19 protein-coding genes are annotated in these 23,061 nt (G+C 64.6%); 14 read left to right on the top strand and 5 right to left on the bottom strand.

Annotated features, from left to right (window positions below; translation table 11 throughout):
• Nucleotides 1-3: 3 nt before the first annotated feature.
• Nucleotides 4-1,512 (top strand): aldehyde dehydrogenase family protein, encoded by a 1,509-nt coding sequence (locus AABA34_RS04690; RefSeq protein ID WP_338304112.1) that lies wholly within the window; start codon nucleotides 4-6, stop codon nucleotides 1,510-1,512.
• Here AABA34_RS04690 and AABA34_RS04685 read toward each other — a convergent pair.
• A complete protein-coding gene (locus AABA34_RS04685) occupies nucleotides 1,509-2,303 on the bottom strand; it encodes a helix-turn-helix domain-containing protein (protein ID WP_338304111.1) in 795 nt (264 codons plus the stop codon). The two genes, AABA34_RS04690 and AABA34_RS04685, sit on opposite strands and share 4 nt — an antisense overlap.
• Before the next feature lie 160 nt (nucleotides 2,304-2,463).
• On the opposite strand from AABA34_RS04685, the gene AABA34_RS04680 reads away from it, so the two are divergent.
• Together AABA34_RS04680 and AABA34_RS04675 are read left to right on the top strand one after the other, a co-directional pair.
• Nucleotides 2,464-3,321, top strand: coding sequence for an isocitrate lyase/PEP mutase family protein (locus AABA34_RS04680; protein WP_338304110.1), 858 nt, complete (start codon nucleotides 2,464-2,466; stop codon nucleotides 3,319-3,321).
• A 7-nt stretch (nucleotides 3,322-3,328) separates the two neighbouring features.
• Nucleotides 3,329-5,215, top strand: coding sequence for a propionyl-CoA synthetase (locus tag AABA34_RS04675; protein ID WP_338304109.1), 1,887 nt, complete (start codon nucleotides 3,329-3,331; stop codon nucleotides 5,213-5,215).
• On the opposite strand, the gene AABA34_RS04670 is transcribed toward AABA34_RS04675, so the two are convergent.
• Nucleotides 5,203-6,801, bottom strand: coding sequence for a GMC family oxidoreductase (locus AABA34_RS04670; RefSeq protein ID WP_338304108.1), 1,599 nt, complete (start codon nucleotides 6,799-6,801; stop codon nucleotides 5,203-5,205). The two genes, AABA34_RS04675 and AABA34_RS04670, sit on opposite strands and share 13 nt — an antisense overlap.
• Nucleotides 6,802-7,032: 231 nt before the next feature.
• On the opposite strand from AABA34_RS04670, the gene AABA34_RS04665 reads away from it, so the two are divergent.
• From AABA34_RS04665 to AABA34_RS04655, 3 genes are read left to right on the top strand one after another with little or no spacing between them, the layout of a single operon-like run.
• A complete protein-coding gene (locus tag AABA34_RS04665; protein ID WP_338304107.1) occupies nucleotides 7,033-7,845 on the top strand; it encodes an alpha/beta fold hydrolase in 813 nt (270 codons plus the stop codon).
• Nucleotides 7,842-8,357: a cupin domain-containing protein gene (locus AABA34_RS04660; protein ID WP_338304106.1), complete on the top strand. Its 516-nt coding sequence runs from the start codon at nucleotides 7,842-7,844 to the stop codon at nucleotides 8,355-8,357. The genes AABA34_RS04665 and AABA34_RS04660 overlap by 4 nt, the downstream gene beginning before the upstream one ends.
• Nucleotides 8,358-8,366: 9 nt before the next feature.
• Nucleotides 8,367-9,350, top strand: a complete 984-nt coding sequence (locus AABA34_RS04655) for an ornithine cyclodeaminase family protein (protein ID WP_338304105.1) — start codon at nucleotides 8,367-8,369, stop codon at nucleotides 9,348-9,350.
• A gap of 28 nt (nucleotides 9,351-9,378) precedes the next feature.
• Here AABA34_RS04655 and AABA34_RS04650 read toward each other — a convergent pair whose 3' ends face one another.
• Complete coding sequence (locus AABA34_RS04650; RefSeq protein ID WP_338304104.1) at nucleotides 9,379-10,716, bottom strand: MFS transporter; 1,338 nt, start codon at nucleotides 10,714-10,716, stop codon at nucleotides 9,379-9,381.
• A 62-nt stretch (nucleotides 10,717-10,778) separates the two neighbouring features.
• Nucleotides 10,779-11,726 carry a phytanoyl-CoA dioxygenase family protein gene (locus tag AABA34_RS04645; protein ID WP_338304103.1) on the bottom strand — a complete coding sequence of 316 codons (948 nt, stop codon included), beginning with the start codon at nucleotides 11,724-11,726 and terminating at the stop codon, nucleotides 10,779-10,781.
• Between the two features lie 152 nt (nucleotides 11,727-11,878).
• Between AABA34_RS04645 and AABA34_RS04640 the strand changes: the two genes are divergently transcribed.
• Genes AABA34_RS04640 through AABA34_RS04625 form a run of 4 tightly spaced genes read left to right on the top strand, consistent with a single transcriptional unit; the run spans nucleotide 11,879 to nucleotide 15,887 of the window.
• On the top strand, nucleotides 11,879-13,111 hold the full coding sequence (locus AABA34_RS04640) for a serine hydrolase domain-containing protein (RefSeq protein ID WP_338304102.1): 1,233 nt from the start codon (nucleotides 11,879-11,881) through the stop codon (nucleotides 13,109-13,111).
• Nucleotides 13,108-14,055, top strand: a complete 948-nt coding sequence (locus AABA34_RS04635) for an alpha/beta fold hydrolase (RefSeq protein WP_338304101.1) — start codon at nucleotides 13,108-13,110, stop codon at nucleotides 14,053-14,055. The genes AABA34_RS04640 and AABA34_RS04635 overlap by 4 nt, the downstream gene beginning before the upstream one ends.
• Nucleotides 14,045-14,908, top strand: coding sequence for a hypothetical protein (locus tag AABA34_RS04630; protein ID WP_338304100.1), 864 nt, complete (start codon nucleotides 14,045-14,047; stop codon nucleotides 14,906-14,908). Before AABA34_RS04635 ends, AABA34_RS04630 begins: the two co-directional genes overlap by 11 nt.
• 16 nt (nucleotides 14,909-14,924) lie before the next feature.
• Nucleotides 14,925-15,887 carry a hypothetical protein gene (locus tag AABA34_RS04625; RefSeq protein WP_338304099.1) on the top strand — a complete coding sequence of 321 codons (963 nt, stop codon included), beginning with the start codon at nucleotides 14,925-14,927 and terminating at the stop codon, nucleotides 15,885-15,887.
• Nucleotides 15,888-16,190: 303 nt separating this feature from the next.
• Here AABA34_RS04625 and AABA34_RS04620 read toward each other — a convergent pair whose 3' ends face one another.
• The gene (locus AABA34_RS04620) at nucleotides 16,191-18,479 is read right to left on the bottom strand and encodes a TonB-dependent receptor (RefSeq protein WP_338304098.1); all 2,289 of its coding nucleotides are present in this window, start codon (nucleotides 18,477-18,479) and stop codon (nucleotides 16,191-16,193) included.
• A gap of 230 nt (nucleotides 18,480-18,709) precedes the next feature.
• Here AABA34_RS04620 and AABA34_RS04615 point away from each other — a divergent pair, with 230 nt between their 5' ends.
• From AABA34_RS04615 to AABA34_RS04600, 4 genes are all read left to right on the top strand, one after another.
• A complete protein-coding gene (locus AABA34_RS04615) occupies nucleotides 18,710-20,005 on the top strand; it encodes a serine hydrolase domain-containing protein (RefSeq protein WP_338304097.1) in 1,296 nt (431 codons plus the stop codon).
• The gene (locus AABA34_RS04610) at nucleotides 20,002-20,964 is read left to right on the top strand and encodes an alpha/beta hydrolase family protein (protein ID WP_338304096.1); all 963 of its coding nucleotides are present in this window, start codon (nucleotides 20,002-20,004) and stop codon (nucleotides 20,962-20,964) included. Before AABA34_RS04615 ends, AABA34_RS04610 begins: the two co-directional genes overlap by 4 nt.
• A gap of 128 nt (nucleotides 20,965-21,092) precedes the next feature.
• Nucleotides 21,093-22,289, top strand: a complete 1,197-nt coding sequence (locus AABA34_RS04605; RefSeq protein WP_338304095.1) for an FAD-dependent oxidoreductase — start codon at nucleotides 21,093-21,095, stop codon at nucleotides 22,287-22,289.
• The gene (locus AABA34_RS04600; protein WP_338304094.1) at nucleotides 22,289-23,056 is read left to right on the top strand and encodes a maleate cis-trans isomerase family protein; all 768 of its coding nucleotides are present in this window, start codon (nucleotides 22,289-22,291) and stop codon (nucleotides 23,054-23,056) included. The genes AABA34_RS04605 and AABA34_RS04600 overlap by 1 nt, the downstream gene beginning before the upstream one ends.
• Nucleotides 23,057-23,061 lie beyond the last annotated feature (5 nt).

Here is a 23,061-nt window from a genome sequence, read left to right as displayed (position 1 = left end):
CCGATGAACGCCGCAACCCATCGCCCCTCGACCGCCGCCGCGCAGGAATTCCTCGCACGCGGGAACCACCGGATGCTGATCGGCGCCGACTGGCGCGAAGCAGCGAGCGGGGAGACCCTTGCCAGTATCGACCCGGCCTCGGGCGAAATCCTCGGCCACGTGCCGCGCGGTGCGGCGGCCGATGTGGATGAAGCCGTGATGGCGGCACGCTCGGCGTTCCGCGACGGCGCGTGGCGCAAGGCTACCCCCGCGGCGCGCGCGGCGGTGCTCCATCGCATCGCCGAGCTGATGGAGGCCGAGATCGACGCGCTCGCCGAGCTCGAGACGCTCGACCAGGGCAAGCCGCTCTATGTCGGCAGATGGGCCGAGATCCCCGGCGCCATTGCCCAGTTCCGCTATTTTGCCGGCGCGGTTTCCAAGCTCGAAGGGACCCAGATCCCGACCGGGATCGATTACCAGCCGCCCGGCAAGGAAGTGTTCGCCTACACGCTGCGCGAACCGATCGGGGTGGTCGGTGCGATCGTGCCGTGGAACTCGCCGCTGGTGCTGACCGCGATGAAGCTGGCCCCGGCGCTCGCTGCCGGGTGCTCGGTCGTGCTCAAGCCCGCCGAGGACACCTCGCTCACCGCGCTGCGGCTGGCCGAGATCGCGCGCGCGGCGGGCCTGCCTTCAGGCGTGCTCAATGTCGTCACCGGACTTGGCAGCGAAGCGGGCGCGGCGCTGGCCGAGCACCCCGGAGTCGACAAGATCACCTTCACCGGATCGACCCGCACCGGCCGCAGCATCGTTGAGGCGGCGGCGCGCTCGAACCTCAAGCGGGTTTCGCTCGAACTGGGCGGCAAGTCGCCGGTGATCATCTTCGGGGATGCCGATATCGATGCCGCGATTGCGGGCGCGGCCAATTCGATCTTCTTCAACGGCGGGCAGGTGTGCGTCGCCGGATCGCGGCTCTATGCCGAACGTAGCGTCTACGACCGGGTGGTCGAAGGGATTGCCAACTATGCCCGGGGCCTCAAGCTGGGCCACGGTCTCGACAGCGCCACTCAGATCGGCCCGCTGATCAGCCGCACCCATGCCGCGCGGGTGGCCGATTACGTCCGCGCGGGGATAGCGGGCGGCGCCGAGGCGGTAACCGGCGGGGAGCGCCACCAGGGCTCGGCCTTCTTCAACCCGACGGTGCTGACCGGGGTCACGCCCGACATGGCGGTGGTGCGCGAGGAAATCTTCGGCCCGGTGCTGGTCGCCACCCCCTTCGACGAGTTCGACGAGGTGGTCGCGCTGTCCAACGACAGCGACTATGGCCTCGCCGCGGGGGTGTGGACGTCGTCGCTTTCGCGCGCGCACCGCGCCGCCGCCGCGATCGAGGCCGGAACGATCTGGATAAACACCCATCTGATGTTCGACGCGTCGCTCCCGATCGGTGGCATGAAGCAGTCGGGCTGGGGCCGCGACAGCGGGCACCAGGCGATCGCGAACTATCTCGAGACCAAGACGGTCTGCGCGGTGATCTAGGCGACCATGTCCGCGGCGATCCGGTCCGCGCTCTGCTTGAGATCGCCGACGAAGGCTTCGACCGCCTTTTCCATCTTCACCCCGACAGTGAAGAAGATGATCGCCATCGCGCCGAAGACGGTGCCGTCGGCAACGATCGGAACCGCGATCGAGGAGGTCTTGCCGGGATTGCTGGTATAGGCATTGCGCGCCTGGATGGCATAGCCGTTGGCGCGGATCTCCTCGAACAGGCTCTCGCTGTCCATCAGCATTGCGCCGATTCGGTCGGTGGGGTTTTCGAGCAGGCCGAAACCCTTGCGGATGCTGCGCCGCTCCTCTTCAGAACAGAAGGCGAGATAGGCCTTGCCGGTCGAACATTCGGCCAGCGGCAGGGTATATCCGGGAGCATAGTTCGACAGCGTCAGCGAGGTCAGGCTGTGGGTCGAATCGCGCACCATCATCATGTTGCCGACCCGGGTGGTGATCGAGATCGGCCAGGCGAACTTTTCGGTCAGTTCGACGATATAGGGGCGCGACACCGCCACCAGCCGCGATTCCTCGGGAAAGCCCGAAGACAGCGTCTTGGCCAGGAGCGTGGGGCGATACCACTTGCGGGCGGGCTCGCACTCGACAAAGCCGACCGAGATCAGCGTCTGCATGATGCGGAACACCGTGGGATAGGGGAGCCCGGTGATCCTGCAGATGCGCGTCAGCGTCAGCGAGCCTTCGCGATTGATCGTCTGGAGCACTTCTAGTCCGCGGGCCAGCGAACGGATAGGTGCATATTGCACATCTTCCTTCTGATCGGACATCTTGCTCCTCCCCTGTGAGGCGTCCAATATTCGAATCGCGAACAAATGGAGTGTGTTGGTTTTTGTGTCAGCAGCGCATCGAACCGGCAAGTTTATTCGACCTGCGAATATTCATCCGCCGCATATCGCCAGTCGAACGAGGGCCAAATAGGTTGGATCTATGACCAGTTTTTCCGATCGTCTGGCGGTCAGCCCGCCGATTGCCTGCCCCGGCGTGTTCGATGCGCTGTCCGCCCTCCTCGCCGAAGAGGCAGGCTTCAAGGGCATGTTCCTTTCGGGCTCCGCGCTGTCCTACAGCGGGCTTGGCCGACCCGATATCGGGCTGGTGTCGTCGACCGAACTGGTCGATGCGACCGCGCGCATCACCGATCGGGTATCCACACCGCTGGTGGTCGACGCAGACGGCGGGATGGGCGGCGTCGCGCATGTCGGGCGGCTGGTCCGCTCGCTCAGCCGGGCCGGGGCCGCGGCGGTGCAGATTGAGGATCAGGCCGAAACCAAGCCCGCCCATGCGCTGACCTCGCGCCCGCTGATCTCGGCCGAGGCGATGGTCGGCAAGATCAAGGCCGCGCAGGACGCCAGGCTGACCGACGAATGCCTGATCAGCGCGCGCACCGATGCCGCCGTCAGCGTCGGTTTCGACGAAGCGCTCAGGCGCGCCGAACGCTATGTCGCGGCCGGCTGCGACCTACTGTTCATCGAAGGCATAACCACCAGCGAGCAGTTCGCCGAAGTCGGCAACCGTTTTGGCAGCGAACTGCCGCTGGTCCACAACATGTTCAAGGGCAGCGCTTCCCCCGCCAGCAGCCTTGCCGAACTGGCCGAGAACGGCTTCTCGATCGGGCTGTTCTCGGGTGTGATCATCTCGACCATGATCCTGTCCGCGCAGGCGATGCTGGCGACGCTCAACACCACCGGCGCGCTGGCTTCGGTGGCGGACCGCATGCATGACAATGCCGCGATGGTCGAAACCATCGGGGCGAGCGCCTTCCTCGTCCGCTACGCAGACATGGGATAAGGCGCTGGTGAGTTACGAAGCGGAGTATCGACGCTGGCGCGGCGACCCGGCCGCCTACTGGCAGCAAGCGGCCGCCGCGATCGACTGGTCCAGCGAACCGCAGACTATTTTCAACCCCGCCACTGGCGCGTTGGGGCGCTGGTTCGAAGGCGGGATGCTCAACACCTGCCACAATGCGCTCGATCGCCACCTGGCCACCCGCGCCGAGCAGGATGCGCTGATCTACGACAGCGCGATGACCGGCGAGATCCGCCGCTACAGCTATGCCGAGCTGACCGATGCGACCGCGCGGGTCGCGGGCATGCTCGTGCGGCAGGGTGTCGGTGCCGGCGACCGGGTCATCATCTACATGCCGATGGTGCCCGAAGCGGTGATGGCGATGCTCGCCTGCGCGCGGATCGGCGCGATCCATTCGGTGGTGTTCGGCGGCTTCGCCGCGCGCGAGCTGGCGATCAGGATCGACGATGCCAAACCCAGCCTGCTGCTGACCGCATCCTGCGGGCTCGAGCCCGGGCGGGTGGTCGAATACAAGCCGCTGGTCGACCGCGCGCTCGAACTCGCCAGCCACAAGCCTGCCCGCTGCGTGGTCCTGCAGCGTCCGATGGCACAGGCGAGCGTGATCGAAGGGCGCGATCTCGACTGGGAGGCCGCGCTGGTGGACGCTCAGCCGCATGCCTGCGTTCGGGTCGCCGCGACCGATCCCGCCTATATCCTCTACACCTCGGGCACCACCGGCAAGCCCAAGGGCGTGGTGCGCGATACCGGCGGGCACGCGGTCGCGCTCGCCTGGTCGATGTCGCATATCTATGACACCGGGCCGGGCGAGGTGTTCTGGGCCGCCTCCGATATCGGCTGGGTGGTGGGCCACAGTTATATCGTCTACGCGCCGCTGCTGGTGGGAGCGACCACCGTTCTGTTCGAAGGCAAGCCGGTCGGCACGCCCGACGCGGCAACCTTCTGGCGCGTGGTTGATCGGCACCGCGTGAAGACGCTGTTCACTGCGCCAACCGCGATCCGCGCGATCAAGCGCGAGGATGCTGCGGGCGCTCTGCTGGAGCAGTTCGACACTTCCAGCCTGAAGGCGCTGTTCCTCGCCGGCGAACGCGCCGACCCGGACACGGTCGCCTGGTCGGCCGACATGCTCAAGGTTCCGGTGATCGATCACTGGTGGCAGACCGAGACCGGCTGGCCGATCGCCGCCAACTGCCTGGGGATCGAACAATTGCCCGCCAAACCCGGCAGCGCGGCGCGTCCGGTGCCGGGCTACGATGTCCGGATCCTCGACGAAACCGGCCAGCCGCTGCCGCCTGGGACCACCGGAGCGGTGGCGATCAGACTGCCGCTGCCGCCCGGATGTGCGCCGACGCTGTGGCACAATGAGGAAGGCTACCACGCCGCCTATCTGGCGAATTTCCCGGGGTATTACGACACCGGCGACGGCGGCCAGATCGACGAGGACGGCTATGTTTGGGTGATGGGGCGGACCGACGACGTGATCAATGTCGCCGGGCACCGGCTCTCAACCGGCGAGATGGAGGAAGTCCTCGCCGGCCATGGCGATGTCGCCGAATGCGCGGTCATCGGTGTCCCTGATGCGCTCAAGGGCGAGGTGCCGGTCGGGCTGGTGGTGCTCAAGCAGGGACGAGGCGACCGCGACGGCGCGCTGCAGGCCGAACTCGTCGCTGCGGTGCGCGATCAGGTCGGCCCGGTCGCCGCGTTCAAGATTTCGATCGTGGTCGAACGCCTGCCCAAGACCCGATCGGGCAAGATCCTGCGCAAGACCCTGCGCCAGCTGGCGGCGGGCAAGCCGGTTCAGGTCCCCCCGACGATCGACGATCCCGCCATCCTCGACGAGATCAGGGCTATCCTGCCGGTTTTTGATCACGCCGGCTGAGTGCTGCCGCCTGCGCGGATCAGCTCGGCGGCCTTTTCGCCGATCACGATCGCGGCGGCATTGGTGTTGCCCGAAATGGTGCTTGGCATGATCGAGGCATCGGCGACCCGCAGGCCAGCGACCCCGCGCACCCTGAGTTCGCTGTCGACCACCCCTTCCGGCCCCATCGCGCAGGTCCCTGCCGGATGGTAACCGAGGAAGGTCGCCTCGCGCAGATAGGCATCCCACGCCGCGTCATCCTGAACCTCGGGCCCGGGCAGGCGTTCGCGCACGATATCCTCGGCAATCGGGCGCTGTTCGAAGATCGTGCGCACGAACTTGCAGGCCGCGGTCAGCCGCGCGACATCCTCGGGCTCGCTCAGCAGCGCGTGATCGACCACCGGCTTGGCAGCCGGATCGGGCGCCGACAGTCTGATGGAACCGCGCGCCTTGGGGTGATTGAGCGCGGCCACCACCGTGACCGCGGGCTTGCGATAGGGGACCACGCCTTCAGGCGAGAAGGCAAAGGCGAAGGGCCCGAACATCAGCTGGATATCAGGGGCTGAAAGCCCCGTCTCGGTCTCGAAAAAGGCGACCGTGTGCGGATAGGGGCTGGTCGCCGGACCGCGCCGCGTGGTTAGCCAGCGCAGCAGGTGCAGCGCGATCCGCGGCCCGTTGATCTCGACATTGTAGGTCCGCTCGCGCACGTCCCAGCTCATGTTCGCATTGGGGTGCTCCATCAGGTTCGCGCCGACCCCGCGCGCATCGGCCAGCACCTCGATCCCCATCTGCCTGAGGTGCGCGGCCGGACCCATGCCCGAAAGCATCAGCAGCTTGGGCGTGGTCAGCGCGCCGGCGCACAGGATGATCTCGCGCCGGGCGCTGGCGCTGTGCAGCGTGCCGTGGCGGCGATAGCGGACCGAGACCGCGCGCCCATCCTCGACCACGATCTTCTCGACCTCGGCCCGGGTGATCAGCGCGAAGTTCTTGCGCCCCTTCGCCTGCCCCAGATAGCCGCGCGCCGCGCTCCAGCGTGCGCCGTTGCGCTGGGTGACCTGCGGCGGCGACACGCCCAGCTGCGAGCCGGAATTGTAGTCGGGATTGGCCGCGAGGCCCGCCGCGGTCGCCGACTGCTCGAAAGCCTCGGCGAGGCGATGGCGCGAACGCAGGCGGTTGACCGCGATCGGCCCGCCCGTCCCGCGGTCGCTCGCGGTGAAGGCGGAGTCCTCCATCCGTTGGAATAACGGCAGCAGGTCGTCATAGGCCCAGCCCGGATTGCTCATCGCGGCCCATTTGTCGTAATCGCCGCGCGCCCCGCGCACCCACAGCATCCCGTTGATCGACGACGACCCGCCGACGACCTTGCCCGCGGGCCACAGTTCGACCTTGCCCCCGCGCGAGGAATCGGGTTCGGCAAGGTAGCTCCAGTCGTAGCCGGGATTGCCGATCAGCCGGACCACACCGGCGGGGATGTGGATCGCCGGATCAAGATCGCGCCCGCCCGCTTCGAGCAGCAGCACCGTGTTGCGCGGGTCCTCGCTCAACCTTGCCGCGAGCGCGCAGCCGGCCGAGCCGGCCCCGACAATGACATAGTCTGCGTAATCCATCGCTGGCTTTCTTCCCGTTTCGCGCGTGCTGCGCGGTTGCAACCGAATTGCCGTTGCGGCTGGCCGAGCCATGGCAAATAGCGCAGGCCCGCTGCCGAACTAGCCGATCTTTCTTCGGCAGATGAATTTTCGGGCGAGCCCCCGCCCTTCTCGCGCGATGCCCTTCTAACGGTTGAACTCTCATGCGCGAGGTGCGATCCGTCCGCGCGCGCAAACCGGTAATGGAAGGCCATGCACGAAGAAACCATCATGATCGGGGAGACCGGGCTGCACGTCGTGCGTGAGGGCGCAGGACCGCCACTGCTGTTCCTCGTCGGGCTCGGCGGACGCGCCGATTTCTGGAAGCCGCAGATGCGCCTTTTCGGCGCGCGCTACGCGACCGTGTCGTTCGATCACCGCAAGGCCGGCGACAGCCTGCCTTCCGACGTCTGCACCACGGTCGAAGTGCTGGCGAATGATGCGCTGGCGCTGCTCGACCGGCTGGAGATCGACCGTCCGATCGTCATCGGCCATTCGCTCGGCGGGGCGATCGCACAGCACATCGCGGTCCATGCGCCCGAACGGGTCAAGGGCCTAGTGCTGTCGGCCAGCTGGGCCGGCCCGACACCCTATTTCCAGCGGCTGTTCGACCTGCGCAAGCAGGTGCTGCGAGAATGCGGAGCCGAAGCCTACATGCTGCAGGGCAATCTGCTCGGCAATCCCGGCTGGTGGATGGCCGCAAATATCGAGACCGCGATGGCGGGCATCGCCGAACGGCTCAAGGCCTTTGCCGGGGTGGAGATCGAGATCGAACGCATGGACGCAGTCACCGGCCACGACCTGCGCGACCGCGTCGGCAGCATAACTGCACCTTGCCGGGTGATCTGCGCGCGCGACGACCAGATCACGCCGCTGCCGCTGTCCGAGGAACTGGCCGAACGGATCCCCGGCGCGAAACTCATGGTGCTGGCGACCGGCAATCATTTCGCGCCTGTGACGGTGCGCGCGGAATATGACACACTTCTCGCCGAGGCTCTGGCTGACATCGAAGCGGAGGTAATATGAGCGACACTGACGCCCCGTTCTTCAACCGCTGGTCGAAGGTGATCGGCCCCGAGGAAGGCCGATCCTACTGGCAGCCGCTGCCCTCGCGCGGGCATGTGACGGTCAAGCTGACCCCTGAGGACATGCCCTATGACCATTTCTCCTCGGGCATCCAGGTCCTCCCGCCCGGGTGTTCGGTGCGCGAGCATGGCCACCAGCAGAACCACGAGCTGATCTTCATCTACGAAGGCCATGGCCGCGCCGAGATCGAGGACGAATGCTACGATCTCGAACCGGGCACGACCCTGCTGTTCGGGCGCTATGCCCGGCATCTCGTCGAGAATACCGGCGACTGCGACATGAAGCTGTTCTGGGTGTTCATGCCGCCGGGCCTGGAGGACTGGTTCCATGCGATCGGCCGCGTGCGCCAGCCGGGCGAGGCCATGCCCGCGCCGTTCAACCGGCCCGACAATGTTGCTGATGTGCAGGACAAGATGCGCTTTGTCGCACCCCGCCCGGCCAGGCCCGAATAACAGCGGCGCATGCGACTGATTTCGCGCAGCGAGGTCGAGGCGAACCTCGGCATGGCCGAATGCATCGAACTGATGCGCGCGGCCATGATCGCGACCTCGCAGGGGCGCACGACGCAGAACCCGCGGCAATACATGCCGATCGCCGGCAGCAACGGCAAGATGGCGATGATGCCCGGCACGATCGACGATCCGGCGTGCTTCGGGATCAAGCTGGTGTGCAAATATCCGCGCGCTGCAGGCGATCCGCTGGGCACGCATGTCGGCATGGTCATGCTGTTCGACAGCGTGGAGGGCGTGCCGCTGGCGATGGTCGAGGGATCGGCGCTTACCGGCATCAGGACTGCCGCCGCCAGCGGGCTGGCGACCGACCTCCTCGCGCGCAAGGACGCGACAAGGCTGGCGGTCATCGGCACGGGCGAACAGGCCCGGCGCCATGTCGCGGCGATGCGCGCGGTCCGGCCGATCGCGCGAATAGCGGTCTGGGGGCGGAACGCTGCCGCTGCCCAGGCCTTCGCCCGGTCGCTCGAGGACGAGCATGGCCTGCCAGTTGATGCCGCCGCCACCAGCGCGGCAGCGGTTGCGGGAGCGGACGTGATCTGCACCGCGACCGCCTCGGCCACCCCGGTGCTGTGCGGTGCGGACCTCGCCGAAGGCCAGCATCTCAACCTCGTCGGTGCGGCGATCCCCACGAGCGCCGAGGTCGATGACGCGGCGGTTGCCCGCGGACGCTTCTTCGTCGACCTGCGCGCAGCGGCCATGGCCGCCGCGGGCGAACTGCTGGGCGCGATCGAACGCGGCAAGGTCGGACAGGATCACATCCGCGGCGAGATCGGCGAAGTTGCCGGTGGCAACGTCGCAGGCCGCCAGAGCGAGCGCGACATCACCATCTACAAGTCGCTGGGGATCGCCGCGCAGGACCTCGCCGCCGCCCATTACCTGTGGCAGCGGGCCGAGGAGCGGGCAATCGGCAGCGCATTCGACCTGCTGCGCTAGGCGTGCGCCCGGCGCCGCAACAACCCGGTCAAGCCCGGCTCTCGATCAGTTCGCGATAGGGCGGGATCGCCCAGCCGATCAGCCCGAGGCCGATGAGATAGAACAGCGGCGGCGACGTCGCCAGCGCCCAGCCGATCAGATCGGGACTACGGTAGACGAAATCGGTCAGGACGCCGATCGAGGTCGGGCCCAGCGTGAAGCCGACCAGATTGGCCACCAGTAGGTAGAGCGCGACCATCTGCGCGCGCATCCGGTTGGGCGAGACGAGCGGCAGGACCGCGGAACCGCAGCCGAACGGAACCGCCGAAAGGAACAGCATCGGCGCGAGCACCATCAGCGAGCTGGTCGCGCTGGGCATCAGCGGAAAGGCGATGGACAGCGGGATCGCGAGGCCGGCCGCAACCATCGGCACCAGCATGTTGGCACTCGCCACGCCGCGCCGCATCAGCGCGCTGGCAATCGCGCCGCCGGCAAAGACCCCCCCGGCACTCGCGACGACTACCAGCGTGCCGAACACCGCGCCGACTTCGCCGGGGCTCCAGCCGTACACCCGGATGAAGAAGGTCGGGGCCCAGCTGTTCACCGCGAAGGTCCCGGCGGCGAGCAGGGTTAGGCCGAAGAACAGCCCGGTGAACAGCCGCGGATTGGTCTTGAGGTGGCCGACCACCGCCGCGATCCGCGCATCGTCCTGCCCGACCCCCGCGTCGATCCGCGCGGGTTCGCGCACCGCCAGCATCAGCAGGAACACCAAGAGGCCGGGGATCGCAACGAAGATGAAGGTCAGCTGCCACGGCGCAAGCAGGCCGACCAGCGGCAAGGAGATGCTCCCGACCGATTCGAGATAGCCGATGATCCGGCCGCCGATGATGTAGGCCACGCCCGACCCGATGAAGGTCGATCCGGCGAAGATGCTGATCGCCATCGCCGCCCGGTCCTTCGGGAAGTAGTCGGGGATGATCGAATAGGCCGATGGCGTGAGCGTGGCTTCGCCGACGCCCACCAACATTCGCGCAATGAACAAAACGGCAAAGGACGCGGCGAGCCCGCAGAAGAAGGTGGCGAAGGACCAGCACAGCACCCCGTACATGATCACCCGCACCCGGTTGCTGCTGTCGGCAAGCCGCGCCAGCGGCAGCGCGAGGATGGCGTAGAACAGGACGAAGGAGAAACCCTGCAGCAGGCCGATCTGCGTGTCGTTGATGCCGAGGTCGAGCTTGATCGGCTCGACCAGCAGGTTGATGATCTGGCGATCGATGTAGGACACGATCGAACCGAGGCACAGGACCCCGAGCACGAACCAGGCGTAGGGCGACACCTTGCCGGTTTGCAGCACCGGCGCAGGCTCGGACACGGCGCTAGCCTGCATGACCCATTCTCCATCTCGGGGCAGCGCAAGGGCGCAGGCGGCAGGGCATGCTCTGGCGCATCTCAGACAGTCTTGAGCGCCTTCTGGCGATCTTCTGCGTCCTTGAGCACCTTGAACGTGTCATATTCGTTGACCCCGCCCATGGCGCGCTTGGGCCAGGTCGTCGCAAAGCCACGGGGGAACTGGCTGTCGTCGTCCGAGCGCCCGTCCTGCGACCACAGCAGCGGGAACAGCGGGCCTTCGGGCTTCTCCCCATCGAGCATCTCGTCGAAGCTCACTCCGGCAAGGTTGACGCAATCAGGGCGCGGGGCCCAGCGAATGTCGTCGCCGAAGACTCGCTCGGAAATCGCGATTCTCCAGTCATCTGTGGGGTTTCCGCCCGAATAATGGAGCACCCAGGGGTGCACGATCAGCATGTCGCCAGGGTCCATTTCCCAGGTCAGGAACCGCAGGCCCGGCTCGCCCCGGCGGCTTTCGATCTCGGGATGCGGGACCCGGTCTTCGGGCTTGATCATCTTGCGCGCATTGGGGCTGAACAGCCAGTAGGGCACGTCGTCGTGCTGGGTCCCGGCGAGCACCTCGAGACAGTTCTCCTTCACGATCGGCGTCAGCGGGATCCACAGCGACGGGACCATCACGCCGGTGACCGGCCAGCCCATGCGGTCGCAATGCCACAGCGTCTTGGCATCCGACTGCGGCGGCTTGGCGAAGAATTCGTCGAAGAAGAACCGGATTTCCTGCGATTCCATCACCCGCCCGGCGGCTTCGGCGAGCGGGGATTCGAACACGAAACGGCGGTATTCGGGAATGCAGCGCGCCATGTAGCGCCCCGGGATGCTCGGCAGCAGGCCGACGTCCTGCTTCTCGATGATCACGCTGCGCGCTATCGGCTCGAGCATGTCGATCCAGTCCCGGTCGAAGACCTTGCGCAGGCACACCACGCCATCGCGCCGGTAGGTGTCGATGTCATCCTGCGTGATATCCCGCAAGGGTCGCGAATTGAAAGCCATGGCTACCTCTTTCGTCTCAGCGGCTGGATAGCGGACACGAATGCCATACCTACGCCAATCACATGCATGTTCGCAAAGCGAATAAAGAGTGCGAAGTATCCCCCTTTCACGAATGCCGACCTATGTAAGGTCGAGATAAAAGGAAGTCCGCCTTGCCGAAAATCTTCGCCGTTCTGTGCTTTTGCCTTGCCCTCGTCGCACAATCCACGGCGGCGCAGCCCTGGCCCGAGCACGTCACGGACCCCGACAAGGCCGTCAGCGACTGGCGCTATAACGACCCGGTATTCTTCTGGCGCCTGATATCCGCACCGGACAACCCTTACGAACCGCCCGAGTGGTTCTATTGGCCCGATGCGGTGATCGAAGGTGACCTCAAGCCGTTCGTGCCGCAGGCCGATGCAAGGGACCGCACGATTTCCGATGCTGCGCTCGAAGACATGGCCAGCTGGGCTCAGGCGCGTAACAGCAATGTGCTGATCGTGGTGCACCGCGGCAAGATCCAGATCGAACGCTACTGGAACGGGACCGAGCCCGACGACCTTCTCAACGGCCGCGCGATCACGCGCAGCGTGACTCCGATGGTGCTCGGCTTTGCACTCGAGCAGGGGGCGCTCGCGCTCGACGATCCGATCGGCAAATATCTCACCGAATGGAAGACTGACCTGCGCGGCCAGATCACGGTCCGCCAGCTGGCCCAGCATGTCAGCGGCCTCGAAGTGGCCGTGCCGATCGGCGTGGAGCAGATCGAGAACAACAAGGACCTCTGCCTTGCCTATTGCGGCGATGTCGTCAAAGCGGCGCTCGATTACGACTATGTCACCGCTTCGGGCACGAAATTCGAAGTCGCGCAGGAGAACATGCAGCTGCTTTCGATCGTGATCGAGCGGGCGACCGGCGTGCCGATCGAGCAATTTGTCTCGCGCCATATCTGGAAGCCGATGGGTGCGGGCAACGCCACCTTCCAGCGCGACCGGCCGGGCGGGACCGCGCGCACCATGTGCTGCATGCGGGCAACCGCGCGCGACTGGACGCGTCTCGGCATTCTCGTCGCCAATGAGGGCAAGTGGGGCGACGAGCAGGTCGTTCCGGCCGAATGGCTTGCGACCATGGCCACGCCCTCTGCGCGCAATCCCAATTTCGGGCTGGGCCTGTGGCTGGGATCACCCTTCAATCCGCTGCGGACCTATTTCGAGGACCAGCCGGGCGTGATCCCGCAGTCCGAACCGTTCCTCGCTGACGATGTGCGGATCATGGAAGGCGGCGGTTTTCGGGTGGTCTATTCGGTGCCCTCGCTGGACCTCGTGATCTTCCGGCACGGGCCGACTTCGGACGGCTGGGATTCGGCCTACCTCGTCAACACCGTAATGAGGGACCTGGCAAAGTGAGATTGCCCGGCCCGGGCCTGTTGCGATCGCTTCTCGCCGGCCTCGTGCTGGCGGTTTGCGCGTTCGCCCGCCCGGCTTCGGCCGAAAGCTTCTATGTCGAGGGCGAAGGCGGTGTGCCGATTGCGGTGACGACCGCCGGCCCTGAGGATGCGCCGGCGATCCTGTTCCTCCACGGCATCGGCATGGCCGCGGAAAGCTTCGAAACGCAGCTGACCTCGAGCCTCGCCGATCGCTTTCACCTGATCGCGATCGACCTGCGCGGCCATGGCATGTCGGGCAAGCCCTCCGATGCCTCTGCCTATACCGACACGCGGGTCTGGGCGGGCGATGTCGAACGCGTGATCGAAGCCACCGGCGTGCGCCGCCCGGTGATCGTCGCGTGGTCCTATGGGACGCTGGTCGCCGCAGATTACATCCGGCATGTGGGGACAGGTAATCTCGGCGGGCTGGTCATGGTCGGTGCGACCGGGGGCCTCGTGCCTTTCGTCCCGGCTTCCTCTCCCGGCGACGCCGACGTGATGGCAGATCTGACCCGGGCGCGCGAACTGCGCCGCATTCCCTCCTTCTCGGCACAGGAGGAAGCCGTCGGCATTGTTGCGCCGATGCTCACCCATTGCCCGCCCGACACCGAGTGGAGCCGCAAGGTGCTGGTTCTGGGCATGCTGGTACCGCCCTATGTCCAGGGGCCGCTGCGCGAGCACCCGATTGCCAACGGGGACTTGCTGAAAGCGATGCAGGACCTCCCCGTCATCGTCGCTTACGGCGCACATGATGGGTCGGTCACTGCGGCCACGGTCGAGGCCGTCCTCGCCGGCTTGCCGCATGCCACGGCGCAGCGCTTCGAGAATGCCGGCCATGCTCCGTTTGCCGAGGCACCGGACCGCTTCAACGAGATGCTGGCCAATTTCGTCATCCAGTCAATTAGGGAAGACCATGATCCATAGACGGTTCTTTATCGGAACAGCCTGTGCTGCAGCAACGGCAACCGCGGCCCGACCAGCGCTTGGCCACGCGGCCGGACACCGCGAACTGGCCGAGCTCGATCCGCTCGAAACCATGATCAGGCTGCGCGCGCGAAGCGACGGGGAACTGTCGATCGCATGGCTTCATGCCCAGCGCGAACTGGTGCTCGACGGCGAAATTACGCCGTTTTGCGCGCTTTATGCGCTGGTTCTGACCAAGTTCCGCAAGGAAGAGGACGCCTATGTCGGAAAGACGGTCGAGATCACTTATTACTGCGACCCGAAGACCGAGGACCTCCTGACCACCACCACCATCCGCGGCGGTTCCGGACCGGTCGAGGTCCCGATCTACCGGGCCGGGCCGATGGACGTGCGGTTCAAGCGGTCGCTCGATGAATGGGAAAGGCATGAACCGGCCGCCCAAGGTGCATCGAGCGGAGATTTTGCCCCGGCTTCGGATGTTCACCTCGTGCGGGGCGTGCGCGACCCCTATGTCCTCAATGGCAATTTCTACTTGCGCGCCGATGAGTATGGCCGCGTCTATACCGATACGACCAAGCCGCCGGTGGTCTTCTACCGCGAGTGGCTGGTTTGGAAGGCCAAGGCCGAAGACGTGCTGGCAAGCGACAGTCCCGATGTCCCCTCGAGCTTCAACTATTCCGCCGCGAGCGGCCTGCGTCCGTGGATGAAGCTGGAAGGCAAGACCGGGCATACGATGGAAAACGGGGTCGGCGGAAAGGTCGGCAGCATCGGCGAGGTGCCCCCCAGACTGATCGCGCTGCTGTCGGAAAACGACCCGCAGGCCGTGCAATCGCCCGAATCCTATTTTTCCTGAAGAACGGTAGAGTCTGATGACCAAGCAAACCAAGCAAACCGAGCAATCCGCTGTCACCGCTGCATCGCCTGACCAGCCCAAGGGGGCCTTCCCCATAGGCAGGCGTTCGATGATCGGCGGCCTGTCCGCGCTGATCGGTGCCGGCCTTGCAGCCGAGGGGATAGCCATGACCGCCCGTCCCCAGGCCGAAACGCATTGGCCGCAGAACCCCAAGATGACCTCGCGTTTCGTCAACTTCGACAACCCGGTCGAGGAATTCGAAGCGCATTTCAGAATCGAACGCGACCTCGTCGAATACGAGGGTACCGCCCTCACCTGGTTTTATTGGATGGTCTACATGGTTCCGGGCGACCGGCCGCCACTGCCGATGCTGCGCTATGAGGGGATGGAATACAGCTATTTCCGCAAGGTCGCCGATCACACCTATCGCATCCACGCCCACAATATCTCGGTTCCGATGAGCCTCGAGACGAATGACTACATGGAGACGATGGTAAACCCGCTGACGGACGAGGAAATCGCCACGCCAACGAACCTGCTGCTCAACGATCCGGGCACGGTCCATTCGCCCAAGGGTTTCCGCAATGTCTCGAGCGACGGTTCGCGCTACACCGTCCCATACCGCCAGTTCCGCCACGAAAACGGCATGATGAAGCTCGACAGCGTGCGCTCCATGCCGCCGGACTGGCCGCTCAACCATATCGAAAGCTCGATCCAGGAGGTCGACTACGACCAGTTCATGGACAAGAGCATCACCAGCCTACCGACCAAGTCGACCGGGGTCTACGTCTTCCCCTATTCGAAGTGGATGAACATGGGCGACCGCCCCGGGCACCTGCTGGGCTATTGGGACGCCTACAAGATCCCCGGCGTTCAGGATTTCCCCGAGAAGTTCCTGACCAAGCTCGAACGCGATCACGCCGAACTGCTCGCGCCGCGATGGGACCATTTCGATCGCCCGATTGCGTTCGCTTACTAGCCGGTTCGCATCGTCTCTGCCTGCGCATGAGAAGGCGCGTGACAGGGCGGTGAACGCAGCTGTTTCGATGATCGCTGGCGTCGCTGATGCGCCCGGCAGGATTGCTAGGACCATCTGGCCGGCGCGCCCTGCGAGGACCCCGGCTATCTGAAACCTGCCTGACCACAACGTCTGCCTGTTCGCGCAGCGCAGGGTGCGCGAACAGGTAAGGGATGCGCGTCGCGCGACCGCCAGAAACGCGAAAGCCACACCGATCGCTGGCGATCGGTGTGGCTTCACGGGTTCGATCTGCGTCTGACAGGGTCAGAAGTCGAAGCTCAGCGTTGCCCCCACTCGCCGCTTCTGGCCGATCGAAGGAACGTAGTTCGACCCGAACGGCGTGGCGGTGAAGAACGCGTTCGCAACATAGGTCTCGTTGAGGAGGTTCTTGGCCCATACCGCGAGCGACCAGCGCTCGTAGTTCACACCCAGCCTAGCGTTGACGAGCGCCCGGTCCATGATCGTGGCGGTGTTGCTCTCGTCGGTGAACTGGCTTGACTGCCCGAACACGTCGACCCGGGCGAACATTTCGACCGTATCGGTGATCGGGGTTTCGTAGCTTGCCCCGAGGTTCCACTGCCACGGCGACTGGCGCTGGAGCTGGTTGCCCGAAACATCACCATTGGCCGCGCAGATCACATCGTCACAGACACCTGCCCGCGCAAGGCGACCCGAAATCACACCCCCGTTGTAGGTCGCGTCGACATAGGCGAGACCGGCGTTGACGCGGAAGTTGGGCACCAGTTCGTAGTCAGCGGAAATCTCGACGCCTTTGGACTTGGCGCCGCCGAGGTTGACCGTAACTGTCGCGGTATTGAGCGGTGCCCCGGTCGGCGTCTGCGGGACCTGCAGGTTCGACCAGTCGATGTAGAACAGGTCGACATTCAGGAAGCCCCGACCATCGGCAAAGGTGTTCTTGCTGCCGATTTCATAGGTCCAGTTGGCGTCGGGACCAAAGAAGCGTTCAGCATCGATCAGTCCGGCAAACGATGACGAGTTGGCACCGCCGCTCTTCACGCCCCGGCCCGCCTTTGCATAGATCATGTTGTCGGGCGTGATCTTGTAATCGATCGAGAAAGCCGGCGTGAAATAGGAGTCCGAGTAGTTGAACGTACTTCCGCCGGACAGGAGGACCTTTTCCTCGTCGGTGTAGCGCCCTTCGACCGAAACGCTCAGCTGGTCGCCAATCAATGGCACCTCGATACGGCCGAAGATCGCTCTGGTTTTGGTGTCAGTGATAGCCGGGGACCCGACAATCAGGCCCTCGATCGCGGTGATCGGCGTGGTTCCCCGCAGAGGCGAGACACCGGCAGCGAACAGGTCGAAGTCGGACCCATCCTGGGCAAACCCGCCAAGCATCGCGTAAAAGCCGTTATCACCAGCGTACTGGATCCGCGCTTCGTGCGATTCATAGTCGAAATTGCCGCCAGGTCCGTAGGAGAAGATATTGCCCCCAAGTGCAACATTGCCGATCAAGGGGTCCTTGTCGGAGTTGCCGCCAGCGAACACGTCACCATTGATCTTCCCGAACAGGTAATTGAAGGTGATCTCGTCGGTAAGCCGCACTTCGGCCGCCGCACGGTAGAGGTTGGTCGAGGCATTGATGCCTATCGAACGCGGATCCTGGACATAGCCGGGCGTCCCGCTCGGCCCTGGAATCGGCGTTACCGGCAGTTCGCCGCAGAACAGGCGCGGGCCCGAGCCACAGTTCATGTCGCCATTCCTGCTCTCGATCCGGTATCCGGCATGGACTTCCTTGTCGACGTTGAAGCGGTAATAATCGAAGTCCAGCGTGATCATGTCCGTCGGCTCGAAGGTCGCCCCGACGCGGATGCTGCTGTCGTCATAGCCCCCGAAATTGCCCTGCGTGCCCGGATCGATGCCGAGATCGGCATTGGGGTGGTTGTTCGGAATGCTGCCGCCATATTTCGACATCGAGCCGGCAAGGCGCATGGAGAACATGCCTTCGATAATCGGTACGTTCAGCTTGCCTGCGAGATCGAAGCCGTTGTCTTCCGAAAAGCCGGCCGTGCCACTGACCTGGAGATCATTGAGATCGCGATTGGCGACGATGTAGTTGATCGCCCCGGCGAAGGCGTTGGCACCGTAAAGCGCGCTCTGCGGGCCCTTGACGATCTCGACCCGCTCGAGACCGAGCGTCGCAACGTCAAAGGAATACTGACGCGGCACATAGATACCGTCGATGAACACCGAGACGTTCTGTTCGAGGCTGGTGATGTTGAAGTTGTTGGCCCCGCGGATGGTCGGCGTGCCGTAGCCCCCGTTGGAGAAGTCCTCGTAGACGAAGCCGGGGGTCTGCAGCGCGATATCCTGCAGGCTGGTGATCGAACGGTTCCGGATGTCCTCGGCGGTAAAAGCGGTAATCGCGAGCGGCACATCCTGCAGCGATTCCTCCACCTTGCGAGCGGTGACGATGATTACGTTGCCCCGCGCATCAGCCTCCTCGCTTTCCGCCTCTTGTGCATGGGCGGCTGGTGTCAGCAGACACCCCATTACAGCTGTTCCGACTAGTAAATTCCACTTCGTCCTCATGTTCGACCTCCCTTAGATCATCAGTGAAGTTAAGGTCCAAGATAATTGCCTCGCGGATCGAATGTCGGTCTCACATTTGTTTCGTTCGTACAGCGAGAAATACGGATTCGCGCGGGATTGACCATAGTGACGAATGCTAGCCTCGCAGGTGGCTGGCGAAGCAGAAGCCCTGCGGCAAGCGCAGGACGAGCCTACGAACTGCAGGAGCCAGCCGCGAGGAGGAATAGTCGATGCCCGGCCGCGCGCTTGCCCTTTCCGCCCTGAGCCTGGCAGCAACCGGATTGCTTGGCCTTACCGGTTGCACGGCAACCGGCGATCCGTTGGCGTCGGCCGCGCGCGCGGGATCTGCCTATTCGCCAGCCGACGAGGCCACGTATCTGGCCCGATACGAAGCCCTCGCAAGGTCGGGAAGTGTCGGCGCGGGAGAGGCCGCCTATGGCCCGCTCGACAGCGTCCAGGGCCACCCGAACCCAGCCCCCTTGCCGACGCGCTCCGTGCCGACCTTCTCGTCCGGAACGCTGGCCGCGGCGCGCAGCTATGCGGGCACGCGGAACAGTTCGGCGCTGATCATCTGGCGCGACGGCGCGATCGAGGAAGAAACCTATTTTGGCGACTTCGACCGGCATTCACCCATCATCTCCAAATCGCTTGCCAAGCCGATCACCGCGCTGGTTGTCGGCCGGGCGATCATGCAAGGCCATATCGAATCGCTCGATCAGCCCGTCGCCGACTTCATCACCGAGTGGCAGCATGACGATCGGCGCAGCAGGATCACGATCCGCCAGCTCTTGGGGATGCGGTCCGGCCTGCTGCCGCAGGCGCTCGCTGGCGGGCCCGAGGATGTCCTTTACCGCGCCTATCTCCATCCGCGGCACGACGAGATCATCATCAACGACTATCCTGTCGTCGACGAGCCGGGCTCCGCCTACGAATATTCGAATGCCAATGCCGAACTGATCGCGCCGATCATCGAACGCGCGACCGGCGTGACTTACGCCGACTATGTCTCCCAGGCGCTGCTCGCACCGATCGGCGCGGCCGGGGGCTCGGTCTGGGTTAACCGTGAAGGCGGGACCGCGCATTCGGGCTGCTGCATGATGCTGCAGGCGCAAAGTTATCTGCGGATGGCGATCCTGTTGCTCGACGACGGGGTCTGGGAGGGGACCCGGCTGCTGCCGCGCGGCTATGTTGCGCAGATGCGCGAACCGGCCCCGCAGAACCCCCATTACGGGCTCGGCGTCTGGCTGGCAGGCCCCTATGTCGAGCGACGCGGCTACGCCAATCCGCGGGTGGACGAAGGCAAGGTGCTCCACTCGGAACCCTATCTCGACAGCGACATCTTCCTGTTCGACGGCAATTCGAACCAGGTCGTCTATGTCATTCCATCGCAGCGAACGATCCTGCTGCGAACCGGGGGGCGACCCCCGCAGCAGCGCGAGTGGGACAATGCCTTCCTGCCCAACCTGCTGATCCGCGATGCGATCAGCGCTCCCGGCGCCAAGATGCCGGACCCGCAACCCCGATGATCCCAGCCGGTCGCCCGATCTGCCTCGCGATCCTGCTGTGTGCGGCCGGCGCCTGCACCACGACAAGTCCGGACCGAGCATTCGAACAGCCACAAGCCAATACATGCAGCGGCAGGCTTTCGGAGCAATCAAGCGTCATAATTGCCAGCATCCAGACCGCCGATGGCCGCGAAATTCCTGTCGAACTTCATCTTCCAGCGAAACCCGGCACCTATCCTCTGATCGGATTCTCACACGGAGCGCTGGCGGCACCGGACCGTTATCACGCCATGCTCAGGCCGCTTGCCGCCGCCGGATACATCATCGTTGCGCCGATGCACCGCGAGAGCGAGGAATTCACCCACCAGGTGTCCCCTTCGCAGATCGAGATCTGGAACACCCGCGTCGAGGATCTCGCGCTTGCGCTCGATCCGCCGCCGGCGCTGTCCGACAGGCTGGCGGAACGGGGCTATGCGATCGATCACCGGCACAAGGTGGCGATGGGCCACAGCTACGGCGCGCTCATGGCACAGTTCGCCGGCGGCGCACGCGGTTTCGGTCCCGACGGCAAGCCGGTCGCGTTTGCCGCGCGGCAACTTTCCGCAACGATCGCATGGTCGCCGCCCGGGGTCATGCCCGGCACGATCGAAGCCGACGGCTGGGCCACTCTCGAAGGCGATGCGCTGGTCCTGACCGGGACCGCCGACCAGCTCACCGTGATGCAGAAGGACTGGCGGTGGCATACCGAAGGATACGGCGCGATCCCGTCCGGCGGGCACAAGATGCTCTGGGTCGGGGCCGACATCGACCATTATTTCGGCGGCAGCTTCGGGCGCGAGAAAACGCCCAACGCTGCATCGCTGCGCCTGTTCGACAGGGCGCTCTTGCAAACGCTGGCATTCCTTGACCGGGCGACGGTCCGCCCCATGGCCTGCAACCCCGGCCCAGCCATTGCAGGGGAAAGCATCGTCAGGGACTGAAACGGCCGGCCATGACGAGCAATTCTTCGCGGTTCGAAGAAAAGGGACAAACTGGCGACCGCCGGACACTCTCGCGAATAGAAACCGGAATGTCTTCAGAGTAGTCGAACAGAGGTGGGATACCGCATATGCAGACGAAGGTGATCGTCGTTGGAGCGGGGCCCGTGGGCACTGTTGCGGCCTATTACCTTGCCCAGAACGGGATCGATGTGGTGCTGCTCGAGGCTGGCAGCGACTGCGCACAGGATCTGCGGGCATCGACCTTTCACCCGCCGACGCTCGAGATGCTCGACCGTTTCGACATCACCAAGCGGCTGATCGAGGTCGGACTGCAGGCTCCGGTCTACCACTTCCGCGAGCGGCAGTCGGGCGAAGTCATCGATTTCGACATGAGCGAACTGAGCGACGTCACGCGTTACCCGTTTCGTGTCCAGTGCGAGCAATATCACCTTTCGCGCATGCTCGCCGAAGGCATCGCCGCAATGCCCAATGCCGACGTCCTGTTCGATCACCACGTGGTCGCGATCGAGCAGGATTCCACCGGGGTCGATCTCTACGCCGAAACCCCCCTTGCGATCAAAAAGCTCCGCGCCGACTTCGTGATCGGGGCTGATGGTGCGAACAGCATCGTGCGCAAATGGCTCGGCACCGAATTCGACGGGTTCACCTATCCCGAAAAATTCCTGTGTCTGACCACCGAAGAGCCGCTGCAAGATCACATCAAGGGTTTGTGCTACGTCAATTACGTGTCCGATCCGCTCGAATGGATGGTGCTGCTCAAGGTCCCATCGCTGTGGCGGATCCTCGTCCCTGCCGAACATAGCGAAAGCGATGCCGCGCTGCTGTCGGATGCCAAGAAGAACGACGTTTTCGAGCGACTGATCGGAAGTGGCTCAACCGTCAGGACCGAGCATCGCACGATTTATCGCGTACACCAGAGGGTGGCGAAACAGTTCCTTGACCGGCGGGTGGCGATCATCGGTGATGCCGCCCATCTCAACAATCCGATCGGCGGGTTCGGCATGAACAGCGGCATCCACGATGCATTCAACCTGTGTCACCAACTGACCGGTATCTTCAAATCGGGCTGGGATGCCGACAAGGCGCTGGCGCAGTTCGAAGTGCAACGTCGTACGACAACGCATGATTTCACGCAGGCACAGACAATCCGCAATCTCGAGTATCTGAGCGACGGGCGCACGAAAGAGCACTCGAAGCGCAAGGAAGAATTGCTCGCGATCCGCGCCGACCCGCAGCAGCGCCGCCAGTTCCTGCTGCGGCAGTCGATGATCGAAAGCCTCGACAAGGAACGGGAAGCCGCCTAATGCCGGTCAGGCCGCGTCCGGATCCCGACGTTCAGGGCTACCGCAGGCTGTTCGGGGTTCTCGGCCCTTCGACCAACACCATTGTCCAGCCCGATTTCGATGAACTGCGCCCGCGCGGTGTGACCAATCACTACAGCCGGATCGTGGTGGAGGACGCACTGGCGATCTCGGACGAGACATTCATGGCCGGGACGCTCGACATATCGCGTAACACGCTCGATGCGGTGCGCGGGGTACTGACCTGCAATCCCGACTATCTGGTCATGGGAATGTCCGCTGTCACCTTCTACGGGGGGGCGGAAGGGGCGCAGCAGTGGCGCGACAATATCGAGCGCGAAGCAGGCCTCAGGCTGTGCACCGGCTCGCAGTCGCTGATCGCGGCCTTTGCTGCCTACGGCGGCATTCGCCGGATTGCGGTGCTGTCGCCCTATTACCCTTCGGCCAACGCGCAGGTTGCGCGATTCATGGCCGATCACGGAATAACCGTGGTTCGCGACACCTGCCTGCGCTGTCCCAGTTGGACCGCGATTGCCCAGGTTCCGACCGCGAGGCTGCGCGATGAACTCAGGCGGCTCGATGGCGACGATGTCGATGCGCTGGTCCAGGTCGGCACCAATCTGTCGATGGTGCGGCTCGCGGCTGCCGCTGAAATGTATCTCGGCAAGCCGGTTATCGCGATCAATACCGCAACCTATTGGAATGCACTGCGCGAAAATGGCATCACTGATCAGATCAGCGGCTTTGGGCGGCTGATGGAGGAGTTCTAGGTCCC

Source organism: Erythrobacter sp. Dej080120_24, assembly GCF_036322605.1.
In the GTDB taxonomy this organism is placed as follows: Bacteria; Pseudomonadota; Alphaproteobacteria; order Sphingomonadales; family Sphingomonadaceae; genus Erythrobacter; species Erythrobacter aurantius.
Note: the sequence above shows the minus strand (reverse complement) of the source record. Positions and strands in the feature narration are given on the sequence as shown.

Bases quoted from the DNA above. Each gene is read 5' to 3' on its own strand.
- AABA34_RS04660 (WP_338304106.1), top strand. From the start codon at position 7,842: ATGAGCGACACTGACGCCCCGTTCTTCAACCGCTGGTCGAAGGTGATC.
- AABA34_RS04670 (WP_338304108.1), bottom strand. From the start codon at position 6,801: ATGGATTACGCAGACTATGTCATTGTCGGGGCCGGCTCGGCCGGCTGC.
- AABA34_RS04620 (WP_338304098.1), bottom strand. From the start codon at position 18,479: ATGAGGACGAAGTGGAATTTACTAGTCGGAACAGCTGTAATGGGGTGT.
- AABA34_RS04655 (WP_338304105.1), top strand. From the start codon at position 8,367: ATGCGACTGATTTCGCGCAGCGAGGTCGAGGCGAACCTCGGCATGGCC.
- AABA34_RS04685 (WP_338304111.1), bottom strand. From the start codon at position 2,303: ATGTCCGATCAGAAGGAAGATGTGCAATATGCACCTATCCGTTCGCTG.
- AABA34_RS04690 (WP_338304112.1), top strand. From the start codon at position 4: ATGAACGCCGCAACCCATCGCCCCTCGACCGCCGCCGCGCAGGAATTC.
- AABA34_RS04600 (WP_338304094.1), top strand. From the start codon at position 22,289: ATGCCGGTCAGGCCGCGTCCGGATCCCGACGTTCAGGGCTACCGCAGG.
- AABA34_RS04605 (WP_338304095.1), top strand. From the start codon at position 21,093: ATGCAGACGAAGGTGATCGTCGTTGGAGCGGGGCCCGTGGGCACTGTT.
- AABA34_RS04650 (WP_338304104.1), bottom strand. From the start codon at position 10,716: ATGCAGGCTAGCGCCGTGTCCGAGCCTGCGCCGGTGCTGCAAACCGGC.
- AABA34_RS04680 (WP_338304110.1), top strand. From the start codon at position 2,464: ATGACCAGTTTTTCCGATCGTCTGGCGGTCAGCCCGCCGATTGCCTGC.
- AABA34_RS04630 (WP_338304100.1), top strand. From the start codon at position 14,045: ATGATCCATAGACGGTTCTTTATCGGAACAGCCTGTGCTGCAGCAACG.
- AABA34_RS04625 (WP_338304099.1), top strand. From the start codon at position 14,925: ATGACCAAGCAAACCAAGCAAACCGAGCAATCCGCTGTCACCGCTGCA.
- AABA34_RS04615 (WP_338304097.1), top strand. From the start codon at position 18,710: ATGCCCGGCCGCGCGCTTGCCCTTTCCGCCCTGAGCCTGGCAGCAACC.
- AABA34_RS04665 (WP_338304107.1), top strand. From the start codon at position 7,033: ATGCACGAAGAAACCATCATGATCGGGGAGACCGGGCTGCACGTCGTG.
- AABA34_RS04610 (WP_338304096.1), top strand. From the start codon at position 20,002: ATGATCCCAGCCGGTCGCCCGATCTGCCTCGCGATCCTGCTGTGTGCG.
- AABA34_RS04645 (WP_338304103.1), bottom strand. From the start codon at position 11,726: ATGGCTTTCAATTCGCGACCCTTGCGGGATATCACGCAGGATGACATC.